The sequence below is a fragment of the bacterium genome (genome assembly GCA_029210965.1).
Taxonomy (GTDB): Bacteria; BMS3Abin14; BMS3Abin14; order BMS3Abin14; family BMS3Abin14; genus JALHUC01.
Genome location: JARGFZ010000134.1, coordinates 1 through 623 on the forward strand (window position 1 = coordinate 1; position 623 = coordinate 623).

At 47.8% G+C, this 623-nt stretch carries 1 protein-coding gene; it reads right to left on the reverse strand.

Annotated elements, in window-relative coordinates; translation table 11 throughout:
• Positions 1 to 390: 390 nt before the first annotated feature.
• The coding region (locus tag P1S59_14635; GenBank protein MDF1527461.1) for a hypothetical protein at positions 391 to 623 on the reverse strand (233 nt) is incomplete at its 5' end.

Sequence of the window (623 nt, forward strand, 5' to 3'; positions counted from 1 at the left end):
CTTCGGGTCTCTTGGCCCCCTCGCCCAGATGTGGCTGCCTTATATGCGGTTTCTGTTCGTCGGGCCAGGATTTTGCCTGCAGCTTCCTTCAGATTCCGGGTCACCCCGGACACCCTTGCTGTTCGGCTAACGGTTCCCGCCATCGGGGTCCGTAGGGGACTTGCACCCCCAAGTCATCAGCTGAACACCACATCCAGCCGAACGGTGCATAAGCACCACGCGCCATGCCGGGCGCACCAATAAAAAGACCATCCCGATTGGGATGGTCTTTGTTTGCATTGGCACGCCCGACAGGATTCGAACCTGTGACCTACGGATTAGAAGTCGTGATTCTGCCGAAATAGTAGTTACGTTTGAATTAGTATTCAATGTAGCTAATCATTTTTCGGCTTAGCTTGATTCATATGTGTATGTTAAAAAGATTTCGCACACTTCACGTATTGAAGCAAGATAGGTGCGGAGTTTTTCCAAATGTATCTTAAACTGTCCTTGATGGACTACGGTGTTCCTCATTTCTATTGCATTTCTACACATGTCCAACAATATGGTTGGAAGTATCTCCTCGGGAAAAAGTATCGGAATTAAATATCTAAATGAGCCTGAAAGTCCAAGTTTCGTGACAT